This window comes from Streptomyces sp. NBC_00670 (assembly GCF_036226765.1).
In the GTDB taxonomy this organism is placed as follows: Bacteria; Actinomycetota; Actinomycetes; order Streptomycetales; family Streptomycetaceae; genus Streptomyces.
Genome location: NZ_CP109017.1, coordinates 3,092,624 through 3,106,444 on the forward strand (window position 1 = coordinate 3,092,624; position 13,821 = coordinate 3,106,444).

At 72.9% G+C, this 13,821-nt stretch carries 10 protein-coding genes and 1 pseudogene; 5 read left to right on the forward strand and 6 right to left on the reverse strand.

The window, feature by feature from the left end; genetic code table 11:
• The first annotated feature begins 113 nt into the window (after window positions 1–113).
• Together OIE12_RS13675 and OIE12_RS13680 are read left to right on the forward strand one after the other, a co-directional pair.
• Entirely contained in the window at window positions 114–1,376 is a 1,263-nt protein-coding gene (locus OIE12_RS13675; protein WP_329135131.1) for a cytochrome P450, read from the forward strand.
• Window positions 1,373–2,167, forward strand: coding sequence for an enoyl-CoA hydratase/isomerase family protein (locus OIE12_RS13680; RefSeq protein WP_329135133.1), 795 nt, complete (start codon window positions 1,373–1,375; stop codon window positions 2,165–2,167). Before OIE12_RS13675 ends, OIE12_RS13680 begins: the two co-directional genes overlap by 4 nt.
• A 239-nt stretch (window positions 2,168–2,406) precedes the next feature.
• Here the strand turns inward: OIE12_RS13680 and OIE12_RS13685 are convergent, their stop codons facing one another.
• From OIE12_RS13685 to OIE12_RS13700, 4 genes are all read right to left on the reverse strand, one after another.
• Window positions 2,407–3,081 carry a helix-turn-helix transcriptional regulator gene (locus OIE12_RS13685; protein WP_329135134.1) on the reverse strand — a complete coding sequence of 225 codons (675 nt, stop codon included), beginning with the start codon at window positions 3,079–3,081 and terminating at the stop codon, window positions 2,407–2,409.
• 280 nt (window positions 3,082–3,361) lie between these two features.
• Window positions 3,362–5,479, reverse strand: a complete 2,118-nt coding sequence (locus tag OIE12_RS13690) for an outer membrane protein assembly factor BamB family protein (protein ID WP_329135136.1) — start codon at window positions 5,477–5,479, stop codon at window positions 3,362–3,364.
• An 88-nt stretch (window positions 5,480–5,567) separates the two neighbouring features.
• Window positions 5,568–7,421, reverse strand: coding sequence for an outer membrane protein assembly factor BamB family protein (locus tag OIE12_RS13695; protein WP_329135138.1), 1,854 nt, complete (start codon window positions 7,419–7,421; stop codon window positions 5,568–5,570).
• A gap of 293 nt (window positions 7,422–7,714) precedes the next feature.
• The gene (locus OIE12_RS13700; protein WP_329135140.1) at window positions 7,715–9,538 is read right to left on the reverse strand and encodes an ABC-F family ATP-binding cassette domain-containing protein; all 1,824 of its coding nucleotides are present in this window, start codon (window positions 9,536–9,538) and stop codon (window positions 7,715–7,717) included.
• Window positions 9,539–9,698: 160 nt separating this feature from the next.
• Here OIE12_RS13700 and OIE12_RS13705 point away from each other — a divergent pair.
• Window positions 9,699–10,303 (forward strand): annotated as a pseudogene (locus tag OIE12_RS13705) (Uma2 family endonuclease).
• 10 nt (window positions 10,304–10,313) lie between these two features.
• Here OIE12_RS13705 and OIE12_RS13710 read toward each other — a convergent pair.
• Window positions 10,314–11,210: a 4-(cytidine 5'-diphospho)-2-C-methyl-D-erythritol kinase gene (locus OIE12_RS13710; protein ID WP_329135142.1), complete on the reverse strand. Its 897-nt coding sequence runs from the start codon at window positions 11,208–11,210 to the stop codon at window positions 10,314–10,316.
• Window positions 11,207–12,124 (reverse strand): 16S rRNA (adenine(1518)-N(6)/adenine(1519)-N(6))-dimethyltransferase RsmA, encoded by a 918-nt coding sequence (rsmA, locus tag OIE12_RS13715; RefSeq protein ID WP_329135143.1) that lies wholly within the window; start codon window positions 12,122–12,124, stop codon window positions 11,207–11,209. Before rsmA ends, OIE12_RS13710 begins: the two co-directional genes overlap by 4 nt.
• Window positions 12,125–12,417: 293 nt before the next feature.
• Here rsmA and OIE12_RS13720 point away from each other — a divergent pair, with 293 nt between their 5' ends.
• Both OIE12_RS13720 and OIE12_RS13725 read left to right on the forward strand, forming a co-directional pair.
• Window positions 12,418–12,846: a hypothetical protein gene (locus OIE12_RS13720; RefSeq protein ID WP_329135145.1), complete on the forward strand. Its 429-nt coding sequence runs from the start codon at window positions 12,418–12,420 to the stop codon at window positions 12,844–12,846.
• 74 nt (window positions 12,847–12,920) lie between these two features.
• The gene (locus OIE12_RS13725) at window positions 12,921–13,799 is read left to right on the forward strand and encodes a TatD family hydrolase (RefSeq protein ID WP_329135147.1); all 879 of its coding nucleotides are present in this window, start codon (window positions 12,921–12,923) and stop codon (window positions 13,797–13,799) included.
• The last annotated feature ends 22 nt before the right edge of the window (window positions 13,800–13,821 follow it).

Consider the following 13,821-nt stretch of genomic DNA (forward strand, 5'->3'; position numbering starts at 1 on the left):
CAATGTGCCACGGAATGTGACAGGAGCAACACGCAGCGGCGCATGCCGACGGTAGGGGGAGGGGTAGGTTCCGCCGGTACGGGTAACGCGCTGCCCACCCGAAGGAGCTCCCCGTGTCCGCCGTCGGTGACATACCCCGCCCCACCGTCGACCGCCGAACCGTCCTCTCCGTACTCCGACGGCTCCGCTCACCCGAAGGACAGAGCAACCCCCTCCCGCTCTGGGAGGAGTTCCGCGCGCTGGGCGATGTCGTCCCCGCTCCCTGGGGCGGCTACTTCGTCACCGGCTACGACGTCTGCAACCAGGTGCTGCGCGACCGCTCCTGGCACGTCCCCGACTTCGCCTGGCAGGACCGGCAGCCCGAACCGGGCCGCTGGGGCGCCGCCGCCACCCGCGAGATGGGCGGCACCCTCTCCCGGCTCAACGCCCCCGAACACACCTGTCAGCGCCGCGCCCTGGGCAACCCCTTCGACCGGACCACGCTCCAGGACCTGACCCCCGTCGTGGCCGGACACGTCGAGGCCCTCCTCGACGACCTGGAGGCCCGGCTGGCGGCCGACGGCGAGGCCGACTTCCTCACCACCGTCGCCGAACGGCTGCCCATCCGCACCGTCGGCCACTGGCTCGGCCTGCCCCCCGAGGACCACGCGCGGATCGTGAACTTCGCGCACCGCCAGGTCTTCGCCCAGGAACTGACGCCCACCAAGAGCGAACTGGAGATCTCGGCCGAGGCCACCGCCGAGATGCGCGCCTACTTCACCGAGCTGATCGCCCGCCGCCGCGCCGCCCCCGGCGACGACGCGCTCTCCGGCTGGATCCGCCACTGGGACGCCGCCTACCCCGACGACCCGGCCGCCGCCGACCACGTCCTCTACCACCTGACCATGTTCATCACCATCGCCTCCATGGAGACCACCGCCACCACCATGGCCAACGCGGTGTGGCTCCTCGGCGAGGACCCCGCACGGTGGTCCTGGCTGCGCGAGCACCACGAGTTCGTCGACGGGGCGGTCGAGGAGACCCTGCGCTACGACCCGCCGGTGCACCTCACCTCCCGCTACGCCGCCGAGGACACCGAACTGGCCGGGGTGCCCATGCCCCGGGACACGATGGTCCACGTGCTCTACGGCGCCGCCGCGCACGACCCGCGCCGCAACCCCGACCCCGGCACCTTCGATCCGGCCCGGGCCGGGTCGCACCTCAGCTTCGGCGGGGGTGCGCACTACTGCCTGGGCGCGGCGCTGGCCCGGCTGGAGATCCGCACCCTGCTGGCCCGGCTGCTGGAACGGTTCCCCGCGCTGCGGCCGGTCTCCGCCCCCGCCTACGCGCCCCGGATGGTGTTCCGCCGCGTGACCTCCTTGAAAGTGACCGCATGAGTTCCTCCGTACCTGAGACCGTCCTGCTCAAGACCCTGCGGGTGCAGCAGAGTGGCGCCGTGCTCTCGATCGAGCTGAACACGCCCGACGACGGCAACCTCGTCACCGACCGGATGCTCGACGATCTGCTGACCGTGCTCGACGGCCAGGATCCCGGCGTACGGGTGGTCGTCCTGTCCGGCGCGGGCGAGGACTTCTGCCTCGGCGGTGACCGTGCCGAGCTGGCCGGGCACCTCGCCGACGACCCGGGCGGGGCCGGGGTGCGTGCCTACGGCACCCGGGCGCGGCGGGTCTGCGAGGCGCTGACCGGGAACCCGGCGGTCACCGTCGCCGCGGTGCACGGCCGGGTGATCGGGGCGGGGTTCGCGCTCGCCCTCGCCTGCGATCTGCGGGCCGGGGCCGACACCGCGACGTTCCGGCTCCCGGAGCTGGCGCTCGGGGTGCCGGCGGCGTGGGGCGGGCTGCTGCCGCGGCTGCTCAGCGAGGTGGGGCCCGCGCGGGCGCGGGAACTGGTGCTGACGGGGCGGGAGTTCGGGGCGGAGGAGGCGGCTTCGCTGTCGGTGCTGCAACGGGTCGTGCCGTGGGCGGAGCTGGACGCGGCGGTGGCCGCGTGGGCGCGGCCGGTGGTGCGGCGGCCGGGGGGTGCGTTGCGGGTGACGAAGGCGTTGCTGAACGCGTACGGGGTGGGGGCGCGGTTGGCGGATGCGACGGGGTTGGATGCGGAGCTGTTGGCTTCGGTGCTCGCCACCGACCAGTACGGTGCGGGGCGCCGTACGGGGCATCTGCTGTAGGGCGCCTTCCGGCTCGGGGGGCGCGGGTCCGCCGGCGGGTGCGCCGGGGGTCTCTCGCCCCCGCCGCCCCTACCCTTCCCGTCCCTTCAAGGGGCTCCGCCCCTTGGACCCCGGCACGGGGCTTCGCCCCGTTTCGCGCAGTTCCCCGCGCCCCTGACAGGGGCGCGGGGAACTGCGCGAGCAACCACTCACAACCCGCAGCCGCCGACGAGCCCGAACCCCCGAGCTCTGTCGCGAACTCACCGGTCGACAGGGCTCGCCCTGTCCAACAACCCCGTGCGCGCGGCCAAGGCCGCCGCCTCCAGGCGGCTGCCTACGCCGAGCTTCATCAACACCCGCTGCACGTGCGTGCGTGCCGTGCTCGGGGCTATGCCCATGCCCGCCGCGATCAGCCGCGTGTCCTCGCCGTCGGCGACCCGGACCAGCACCTCCACCTCGCGGGGCGTCAGCATCGCGAGCAGCCGCTGGCCCTCGTCGTCCGGCTGGGCGGCGGGGTTGAGGAGCTCGGCGAACGCCCCCTGCAACAGCTGCGGCGCCACCGCCGCCTCCCCCGCCCGCGCCTTCATGATCGCCCGCTCGACGCCCTCGATCCGCTCGTCGTGCCGTACGTAGCCGGACGCGCCCGCCGCGAACGCCGCCGCGATGCCGCGCGGATTCGGCACCGGGCCCAGTACCAGCACCGCCACCTGCGGGCGCTCCCGCTTGATCCGGGCCACCGGGTCGAACGCGCCCGGTTCACCCGGCGCGGCCGTCCCCAGCAGGCACACCTCGGGCGCGCGTGAGATCACCAGCTCCGCCGCCCCCGCGGCGGGCGCCGCCGCGGCGAGCACCCGGTGCCCGCGCAGTTTCAGCGCCGAGGCCAGCGCCTCGGCCAGCAGCCGGTGGTCGTCGACCACCATCAGCCGCACTCCCATCGAGCAACCCCCCAGTCACCCCAGTCCCCCAACGGATGCCCACTGTGGATGCCCATCGATCCCCACGGGAGGAAGAACCCCGCTCGGCAACCCCGTTCTGTCTGCTCCCGGAAGCTACACGCTTGTTCGACGTTGCGCTCCCCCTGGCGCTCAGAACTGCCCGGTTTGCCGAAATCCCTCCCCCGCGGGCGGCCGGCACGGTAGGTGGAGAACGCACGAAAGCCCCGCCCCTCGACGGGGGCGGGGCCCGGCGCACGCGCTGCCGCGCGCGCCTCGCGTGCTACTTGGCGCCGAAGCCGAGCGCCGTGTACTCCTTCTCGTCGGCCGAGTACGGCCGGCTGACGAGATCCTTGCCGAGGAAGAGCCGGCCGTCGGTGTAGAGCATCTCGGAGGTCTTGGGGACCATGCTGCTGATCGCGTCGATCACCGACTCCGAGGCCGGGGTCTCCAGGAGCTTGGTCTCCTTCAGCGACGTGCCGTCGACCGAGACGACCTGGGCGCCCTTGTCGTACGGGCCGTCCTTGAAGGCGAGGACGTTGTCGCCGTCCATGCGGATCGGGAAGATGTCGTAGCCGTCACCGGCGTCGATCTTGTCGCCGGTGGTCTTCCCCGTGGCCAGCGAGAACGCGATGATCTCATTGGTCCGGCTGAAGTCGCCCGAGCCGTCGTGCTGCTTGGTCGGCACGTACAGCTTGTCGTTGCCGACCGCGATGGCGTGGCAGTCCTCGACCATGTTCACGCCGCAGTCGTGCTCGTACTTGCCGTCCGCGAGCGTGATCTTCGTGCGCAGCTCGCCCTTGTCGTCCAGCGAGAAGACGTCCGTGACGCCGCTCGCGGTGATCTCACCGGAGTCCACGCCGAAGACGACGGGCTTGGTGGAGATGACCTTGGCGTTGTCGATGCCCGCGGGCAGCTTGTACTCCCACTTCACGGCGCCCGACTTGGAGTTGAGCAGCTGCACGGAGTAGCGCTCGTTGCCGTAGTCGCCGCACTTGCGCACGGCCACCAGCTGCTCGCCGCCCGCGTAGCCCTCGTCCTCGCAGTTGCCGACCTTGGGCTGCCACAGCACCTTGCCGGAGGCGAGGTTGAAGGCAGCGCCGCCGTTGTACCCGCCGCCGACGGCGAGGGTGGTGGCGGAGATGGTCGCCTCCTTGAACTGCACCTCCGTGCCGCTCACCTCGACGTGCTTGCTCCACAGCTTCTTGCCGGTGGCCACCTCGAACGCCGTGATCTCGGTGCACGGGTGGTAGTCCTTGGCGTTCTTCCGCTTCGCGGACTCGCTGATCACCGCGGCGATCCCGTCCGAACTGGTGGTACGGGTGCCGGCGCAGGTCTGACCCGGCAGGTCCAGCGTCCACTTGGTGTCGCCGGAGTCCGCGTCGTAGCCGACGATCTTGTTGACGGCGGCCTTGGCGTAGACGGAGCCGGTCAGCCAGGAGCCGGCGACGCTGTCGATCTCGTTCTTGTCGGTGATCTTCGGCGCGGGGAGCTGGAAGAGGACCTTGGCGGACGGGTTCGCGGGCGCCTTCTCGCCGCCCTTGCTCCCCCCGGTACCGCCGCCGGTGCCGTCGTCGCCCTTGTCGCCGCCCTTGCCGCCGGAGGAGCCGGAGGCGGTGTCCTTGTCGTCGTCGCCCCCGCCGGAGGTGGCGTAGAGGACGCCGCCGCCGACGATCAGCGCGATCGCGGCGACCGCCGCGACGACGATCCACAGCACGTTCCGGTTCCTGCCACTGCCCGGCTGCGGCTGCATCGGCACGGTGGGCGGCTGGTAGCCGCCGTAGCCCGGCTGCTGGCCCGGGTAGCCGTACCCGGGCGGCTGCGGCTGGCCGTAGCCCGGCTGTCCGTACGCCTGCTGCCCGTACTGCGGCTGGCCGTAGGGCTGCTGCGGCCGGCCCGGGTAGCCGTAGCCGGGCTGCTGCGGCGGGGCGGGCTGCGGGTAGCCGTAGCCCGGGGCCGGCTGCGGGTAGCCGTAGCCGGGGCCCTGCGGGGGCGTGGGCGGGGGCGGCGGCGTCTGGCCCGGCGGGGCGGCCGGGGGCGCGCTCGGCGGAGCCGACGGAGGGGCCGCGGGCGGGGTGGCCGGCGGCGTCTGGGGTGCGCCGAAGCCGCCCGCCGGCGGGGGCTGCGGGGCGCCGAAGCCCTGCGGGGACGGTGCCTGCGGCGGGCCCTGGGGTGCCTGGGGCGCGCCGAAGCCCGGGGGCGCGGGCGGCGGCGGGCTCTGCGGGGCCGGGGCGGGCGCCGGGGCGGAAGCGGGCGCCTCGGGTGCCCCGGAGGCCCCGGGGGTGTCAGGGGTGCCGGAGGCCCCGGGGGTGCCGGGGTCCTTCTTCTTCGGCGGGTCCTGCGGGGCACCGGAGTCCCCCGACGGCGGCTGGTTCGGCGGCGGGGGCGGCGGCTGGCTCATGGTGTGGATTTCCTCGTGGGTACGGACGACGGGGACGACGGGGAACGGCGACGGGGTCCGCGGGTCCTCGAGGACCCGCGCGGACCGCTCACTTGCCGTAGGCGAGCATCAGCTTCTGCTTGGTCTCGGTGCTGCCGGTGAGCCGGGCCGTGGAGAGGTAGAAGCGGCCGTCCACGTAGTCGATGTCGCGGGAGTAGAAGCCGTTCTCGATCTCGGCGGTGCCCTGCGGGTTCTGCAGCAGCGTGCTCGGCTTGTGGCTGCCGCCGCCCGTCGCCACGGACACCACCCGGCCGCCGGCCTCGTACGTCGGCTCGACGTAGGCGAGCAGCTTTCCGCCCTCCGTGCGCATCGGCAGCATGGAGGCCTCGGCCGGGGACTTCACCCGCCACTTCTCCTTGCCGGAGTCCAGGTTGATCGCGACGATCTCGTTGGCGCCGGTCTTGGCCTCGGTCGGCAGATAGAGGGTGTCGTCGTCGGCCGCGACGCCGGTGCAGCCCTGGAGGTCACGTTCGAGGATGGCCCAGCCGCACTCGGGGGCGAAGGACTCGTCCACGTCCACCTGGGAGCGCACCGAGCCGTCGTCCTTGAGGGTGGAGATGTTCCACTTCTTGTGGTCCTCGTCGGTCAGGTACAGCACCAACGGGTCGACGGAGTACGTCCGCGCCACCGACCAGCCCTTGGGAATCTTCTTCGTCCACTCGGCCTTGCCGGTCTTCGGGTCGAGCCGCTGCACCTCGTCGTGCTCGTCGGAGGTGGTGGCGCCGCAGGAGGACACGGCGATCAGCTTCGAGCCGCCCGCGAACGCCGAGGGGAAGCAGGCGGAGCCGTACTTCTTCTTGTCCCACAGCTTCTTGCCGGAGTTGACGTCGTACGCCGTGCCGGACTGCGAGCGGCCGACCATCAGCGTGTCCCCGGTGAGGGCCAGTTCGAGCGAGAGCGTGCTGTCGAACAGGTCGCCCTCGGCGACCTTCGTGCTCCAGCCCTTCTTGCCGGTGGTGAGGTCCACCTGCTGGAGCTGGTTGCACGTGGCGTTGTCGCTGACGCCGTTCATGTAGGCGACGACGACCTTGTTGTCGTCGGTCTTCTGGTGCGTCACCGCGCAGATCTTCTGCGGGAAGGTGATCGGGTCCCAGGAGGCGTCGCCGGTGCCGACGTCGTAGGCCACCAGTTCCTTGTAGACCGCCTTGACGGCCGTCTTGTCGGTGATCCACATGCCGGGGGCGTCCGCGCCGTCGCCCGGCGCCTTGGGGGCCGACTTGTACCAGAGGACCTTCGCCTCGCCGTCCTTGCGGCCCTCGTTGAGGTTCTCCGGGTCCTCGCCGCCGGCGCCGCTGCCGTCGCCCTTGTCGACGGGGGCGTCGCTCGCGGTGGCCGTCGCCCCGCCGCTCTTGCGGGCGACGGGCTTCTTGTCGTCGTCTCCGCCGCCGCCACTGGTGACGGCCCAGACCGTGCCGCCGACGAGCAGCAGCACCGCCACGGCGGCGCCGACGATCATCGCGGGCTTCCCCTTGAACGGGTTCCGGCCACCACCGGGCGGCGGCGTGGACGCGCCGGGGAAGTTCGGCGGCTGCTGCGGGTAGCCGTAGCCGGGCTGCGGCGCGGTGCCGTAGGGGCCCGGCTGGGCGGGGGCGTTGTACGGTCCCGGCTGCGCGTACGGCCCGGGTTGGGCGTACGGTCCCGGCTGCTGGGGCGGGGTGGCGCCGCCGTACGGCCCCGGCTGGGGCTGGGGCGCGTAGGGTCCGGCCGGCTGCTGCGGGTAGCCGTACCCCGGCTGCGGCGGCGTCTGCGGCGGGGTGGGCGGTGCCTGCGGGGGCTGGGGCGGGGGTGCGGGGGTCGCGCGCGGGTCCTGCGGGGCGCCGAAGCCGCCCTGCGGGGGCTGCGGTTGCTGCCCCCGCGGTGTGCCGTTGCCGCCCTGCGGCGGCGGATCCGTCGGCTGAGTCATCAGCGCCTTCCCCCCTGTTTCACCGCGTGACGCCGAGCCCGACAGCGATCGTTTCCCGCCACAGCAGTGCTTCTCAGACGATTCTCACTCCGGCCCTTTCTATCACCGCCCTACGACAACGCGACGTCCCGGTCACCCCCTGTTCCCGGAGGAGGACCGGTCCGTGATGGTGTCGTTACGCGCCTTCACCGGGCGAACACAGAGGGTGCACGTCTTCGGCCCCGGTGCCCCGAGGGGCACGGCCGGCTGCCCGACGGGCCACAACGGGCCCGCAGCCGAAAACGAACCCCCCCTCACACCTCTTCGGCCAACTCCAGCCACCGCATCTCGAGCTCCTCGCGCTGACCGCCGAGGTCACGCAACTCCGCGTCGAGTTCGGCGACCTTCGCGAAGTCCGTCGCATGCTCGGCGATCGCCGCGTGCAGCGCCTTCTCCTTGTCGGAGACCCGGTCGAGCTGCCGCTCGATCTTCTGCAACTCCTTCTTCGCCGCCCGGACGTCGGCCGCGGAGACGGTCCTGCCCGCGCCCTCCGCCGGGGAGGTGGCCGCCGACGCGGAAGCCGCGGCCGCCTCCGCCGCCTTCTCCATCCGCTCGCGCCGCTCCAGGTACTCGTCGATCCCGCGCGGCAGCATCCGCAGCGCGCCGTCGCCGAGGAGGGCGAACACCCGGTCGGTGGTGCGCTCGACGAAGAACCGGTCGTGGGAGATGACGACCATCGAGCCGGGCCACCCGTCGAGCACGTCCTCCAGCTGCGTGAGGGTCTCGATGTCGAGGTCGTTGGTGGGCTCGTCGAGGAACAGCACGTTGGGCTCGTCCATCAGCAGCCGCAGCAGTTGCAGCCGGCGCCGCTCACCGCCGGACAGGTCGCCGACCGGCGTCCACTGCTTCTCCTTGTTGAAGCCGAAGGTCTCGCAGAGCTGACCGGCGGTCATCTCGCGGCCCTTGCCCAGCTCGACGCGCTCGCGCACCTGCTGCACGGCCTCCAGGACCCGCAGATCGGGGCGGAGTTCGGCGACCTCCTGGGAGAGGTAGGCCAGCTTCACCGTCTTGCCGACGCGGATGTGCCCGCCGGCCGGCTGTGTCTCGCCCTCCGTCACGGCGGCGTCGGCCATGGCGCGCAGCAGGGAGGTCTTGCCGGCGCCGTTGACGCCGACGAGGCCGATGCGGTCGCCGGGGCCGAGCTGCCAGGTGACGTGCTTGAGCAGCACCTTCGGCCCGGCCTGCACGGTGACGTCCTCGAGGTCGACGACGGTCTTGCCGAGCCGGGAGGAGGCGAACCGCATCAGCTCGGAGGTGTCGCGGGGCGGCGGCACGTCCTCGATCAGCTCGTTGGCGGCCTCGATACGGAACCGCGGCTTCGACGTCCGCGCGGGCGCCCCGCGCCGCAGCCAGGCCAGTTCCTTGCGGACGAGGTTCTGCCGCTTGGTCTCCTCGGTGGCGGCGATGCGCTCGCGTTCGGCGCGGGCGAAGACGTAGTCGGAGTAGCCGCCCTCGTACTCGTAGACCGTGCCCTTCTGCACGTCCCACATGCGGGTGCAGACCTGGTCCAGGAACCAGCGGTCGTGGGTGACGCAGACGAGCGCGGAGCGGCGGGCCTGGAGGTGGCGGGCGAGCCAGGCGATGCCCTCGACGTCGAGGTGGTTGGTGGGCTCGTCCAGGACGAGCAGGTCCTGCTCCTCGATGAGCAGCTTGGCGAGCGCGATGCGGCGGCGCTCGCCGCCGGAGAGCGGGCCGATGACGGTGTCCAGGCCCTGCGGGAAGCCCGGCAGGTCGAGCCCGCCGAACAGCCCGGTGAGAACGTCACGGACCTTGGCGTTGCCCGCCCACTCGTGGTCGGCCAGGTCGCCGATGACCTCGTGCCGGACGGTGGCGGCGGGGTCGAGCGAGTCGTGCTGGGTGAGCACGCCGAGCCGCAGCCCGCCGGAGTGCGTGACCCGCCCGGTGTCGGCCTCCTCCAGCTTGGCGAGCATCCGGATCAGGGTGGTCTTGCCGTCGCCGTTGCGCCCGACGACCCCGATCCGGTCCCCCTCGGACACCCCGAGGGAAACCTCGTCGAGCAGCGCACGCGTGCCGTACACCTTGCTGACGGACTCGACATTGACGAGGTTGACGGCCATTTCACTCCTGAACGGGGACATGATCGAAGGTGACTCGACCAGCCTTCAAGCGTAGGCCCTGCGGGGGCGGCGACGGGTCGTGCGGTTCGGGTCACCCTTTGTGATGACGTGAGCGCGAACGGCCCGCTACCGGTGGAAAACAGGCAGCAGGATCCCGCCCATGGGAGGAACCATGATCGCCGAGTCCGTAGAGCAGCGTCGCCGCTGGCCGATGCCCCCGCAGGGGGCTACACCGTGGACGACCTGTTCACGCTGCCTGATCTCCCGCCGCACACAGAGCTGATCGACGGGAGCCTGGTTTTCGTGAGTCCGCAGCGAATTTTCCATACCTTCGCCATCGATCTGCTGGTGAACGGGCTGCGCCGCACTTCGCCGCCGGACTTGAGGGTCCGCCGCGAGATGACCGTCGTACTCGACAGGCGCAACGGCCACGAGCCGGACATCTGTGTGCTGCGGGCCGACGCCGTGAAGAGCAGGCGCCAGACCCGTTTCGAGGCCGCCGATGTGCTGCTCGCCGTGGAGGTCGTCTCGCCGGACTCCGAGGCCCGCGACAGGGACACCAAGCCGCTCAAGTACGCCACCGCGGGCATTCCGCACTTCTGGCTGGTGGAGATGGCGGGTGAGCGGGACCACCCCGCCGTCCAGGTCTACGAACGCGGTGGGGCCACCGGGACCTACGCGCTGACGGGCATCCACCACGAACACGTCAAGCTCACCGCGCCCTACGACATCGACATCGACCTGACCGCCATCGACGAACTCTGAGCCCCTCCCGTCACGACAGCACCGTCGCCCCCGGCGCCGGTGCTGTCGTCGTGCGGGCCGTGCGGCAGGTGCCGGAGGCGGTCAGGGCGTGGGCGACCGTCGTGGCCGTGTCCGGGTCCGGGGCGAGGAAGGCGGTGGTCGGGCCCGAGCCGGAGACCAGGGCCGCCAGGGCGCCGGCCGCCCGGCCGGTGCGCAGGGTGTCGGCGAGGGACGGGCGCAGCGAGAGGGCGGCGGGCTGGAGGTCGTTGGTGAGGGTGGCGGCCAGGGCCGTGGCGTCGCCCTTGGCCAGGGCGGACAGCAGGGCCTCGGAGGCCGCCGGTTCCGGGACGTCCGTGCCCTCCGTCAGCCGGTCGAACTCGCGGTAGACCGCCGGGGTGGAGAGTCCGCCGTCGGCGACCGCGAAGACCCAGTGGAACGTGCCGCCCACCTCCAGCGGTCGCAGCTTCTCCCCGCGTCCGGTGCCGAGCGCCGCCCCGCCGACCAGACTGAACGGCACGTCGCTGCCCAGCTCGGCGCAGAGGGCGAGGAGTTCCTCCTGGGGGGCCCGGGTGCCCCAGAGCGCGTCGCAGGCCACGAGCGCGCCGGCCGCGTCCGCGCTGCCGCCCGCCATGCCGCCGGCGACCGGGATGTCCTTGGCGATATGCAGGTGGACGGCGGGCTCGACGCCGTACCGCTCCGCGAGGGCGAGGGCGGCGCGGGCGGCCAGGTTCGTGCCGTCCAGGGGCACCTGGTCGGCGTCCGGGCCCGCGCAGGTCAGGCGCAGCGACGGGGCGGGGGTCGCGGTGACCTCGTCGTGGAGGCCGACGGCGAGGAAGACGTTGGCGAGGTCGTGGAACCCGTCGGGGCGGGCGGCGCCCACCGCGAGCTGGACGTTGACCTTGGCGGGGACGCGGACGGTGACGCTCACGGGGTGCCGGGCTCCTTGTGCGGGGCGTGATCCTTCGGGGTCTGGGGGGCGTGCGGCGCGTTCTCCGCGATGCGCGCGAACTCCTCCACCGTCAGGGACTCGCCGCGCGCCTGCGGCGAGACACCGGCGGCGACCAGCGCGGCCTCCGCGTTCGCCGCGGACCCGGCCCAGCCGGCGAGGGCGGCGCGCAGCGTCTTGCGGCGCTGGGCGAAGGCCGCGTCGACGACGGCGAAGACGTCGGCCCTGGCGGCGGTCGTCCTGACCGGCTCGGTGCGGCGGGTGAGGGAGACGAGCCCGGAGTCGACGTTCGGCGCGGGCCAGAAGACGTTGCGCCCGATCGCGCCCGCCCGCCTGACCTCCGCGTACCAGTTGGCCTTGACCGACGGCACGCCGTACACCTTGGAGCCGGGCCCGGCGGCGAGCCGGTCGGCGACCTCGGACTGCACCATCACGAGCGTGCGCTCGATGCTCGGGAACGTGTCGAGCATGTGCAGCAGCACGGGCACGGCCACGTTGTACGGCAGATTGGCGACGAGCGCGGTCGGGGCGGGCCCCGGCAGTGCGGTGACCCGCAGGGCGTCGGAGTGCACGAGCGTGAAGCGGTCGGCGCGCTCCGGCATCCGGGCGGCGACGGTGGCGGGCAGCGCGGCGGCGAGCACGTCGTCGATCTCGACGGCGGTGACGCGGTCGGCCACCTCCAGCAGGGCGAGGGTGAGCGAGCCGAGCCCGGGTCCCACCTCCACGACGACGTCCGCCGGCCGCACCTCGGCGGTCCGGACGATGCGCCGCACGGTGTTGGCGTCGATGACGAAGTTCTGCCCGCGCTGCTTGGTGGGCCGCACGCCGAGCGCGCCCGCGAGTTCGCGGACGTCGGCGGGCCCGAGGAGGGGGTCGGAGGGGGAGGGGTTGCTCACGGCGACAAGGGTACGGGGCGGGCACGCGCGTGAGGGGCGCGCGCCGGGTGGGCGGGTGCGACCGGTGGCGCCCCATGCGGGGGCAAAGCGACCACGCGGTCGTGCAAAGGGCCAGGTGACCGCCGGGCGCACCCGGCAACGAAGCGGTCAAAACGGGGCCAACCTTCGACAGGTTCCGTGCCCCGGCACGGTCCCCGGGCATCCACTGGAACGAGGGACGGCACCCCGTCCCACGCCCACGGCGGCCGCCATCCGCCGGGCGCTTGTCCCCGGACAAGGCAAGAGGAGCCGGCATGACAGAGTTCGCAGGGCGCACCGGCGGCACGGGCGCCCGCGCCACCGACGTCGTCCACGAGTCGTACTCGTTCGCCTGCATGCGCTGCGGGCACGGCTGGGAGCAGTCGTACGAGATAGAGCACCACCTCGACGCCGAGGGCACCATGTTCGTGACCTATGTGGCCGACGGCACCGTCGTGCCGTCGCCGCTGTCCCACCCCAGCTGCCAGAACTGCGGCGGCCAGGTGCTGCGGATCATGCGTCCCGGCCGGGTCTCGTCGGCGCAGCGGCCGATGTACGGACAGCGGCACCGGCCCGCCCGCGCGGCCGTCCCCCGCCAGGAGACGGGGGTCCCCGACGTGCCGGCCACCGGCGGCGCTGCCGGGAAGCGCCACCACTGGCACCTCTCCGACCTCCTGCATCTCTTCCAGCACCGGACGAGCTGAGGAAGCGAACGGACTCGAACGGACTCGGGACGGACCCGGGACGGACCCGGAAGTCCGGTTCGTAGGATCGGTGCATGCCTTCGCACACCGACAAGAACGCCGCGCCGCCGCTCCCGGAGCCCCTCCGGGTGCCGGTCGCGGACTCCCACACCCATCTCGACATGCAGTCCGGCACGGTGGAGGAGGGCCTCGCCCGGGCCGCGTCGGTGGGTGTGACCACGGTCGTGCAGGTGGGCTGCGATCTGAACGGCTCCCGCTGGGCCGCCGAGACCGCCGCCGCGTACGACGCCGTCCACGCCGCCGTCGCCCTGCACCCGAACGAGGCGCCCCGCATCGTCCACGGTGACCCCGATGGCTGGTCCCGGCAGGCCGCCCGCGAGCCCGGCGGGGACGCCGCCCTCGACGACGCGCTCGCCGAGATCGACCGTCTCGCCGCCCTTCCGCAGGTCAAGGGCGTCGGCGAGACCGGGCTCGACTACTTCCGCACCGGCCCGGAGGGCAAGGACGCGCAGGAGCGGTCCTTCCGCGCGCACATCGAGATCGCCAAGCGGCACGGCAAGGCGCTCGTCATCCACGACCGCGACGCCCACGCGGACGTGCTGCGCCTGCTGAAGGAGGAGGGCGCCCCCGAGCGCACGGTCTTCCACTGCTACTCCGGGGACGCGGCGATGGCCGAGGAGTGCGCCCGGCACGGGTATTACATGTCGTTCGCGGGCAACGTCACGTTCAAGAACGCCCAGAACCTGCGGGACGCGCTCGCCGTGGCCCCGCTGGAGCTGGTCCTCGTCGAGACCGACGCCCCCTTCCTGACCCCGGCGCCCTACCGGGGCCGTCCCAACGCCCCCTACCTCGTGCCGGTCACGCTGCGCGCGATGGCCGAGGTGCGGGGGACGGACGAGGACGCGCTGGCCGGGGCGATCGCGGCGAACACGGCGCGGGCGTTCGGCTACTGAGCGCGGGCTGTCGGTTGCTGGG